At 60.9% G+C, this 261-nt stretch carries 1 protein-coding gene; it reads right to left on the bottom strand.

Translation table 11 applies throughout. The annotated features are described in order from the left end of the window. The coding region (locus SB756_RS31550) for a response regulator (protein ID WP_410913432.1) at window positions 1-261 on the bottom strand (261 nt) is incomplete at both ends.

Here is a 261-nt window from a genome sequence, read left to right as displayed (position 1 = left end):
GTTCATCCGGACTACAGCGTTTGGAAAGAAAGCCGCGTGCCCCCGCGTTAAGCGCCTGCTCAACCAGCGCAGGACTGTCGTGAACGGAGAGCATAATCGTCGCCATACCTTTCGGCAGCTGGCTTAGCAGCTCCAGACCGGAGATATCGGGCATGGAGATATCGCAAATACACACCTGCACACCGCGCCCCGGCAGCCCCGCCAGCGCCTCGCGCCCCGAACCAAACTCGGCAACTACCTGCAAATCAGGTTCCAGCCCCA

It is taken from the genome of Pseudomonas sp. SIMBA_068 (assembly GCF_046534705.1).
GTDB classification, from domain to species: domain Bacteria; phylum Pseudomonadota; class Gammaproteobacteria; order Pseudomonadales; family Pseudomonadaceae; genus Aquipseudomonas; species Aquipseudomonas putida.
This window is presented reverse-complemented; position numbering and strand designations above follow the sequence as displayed.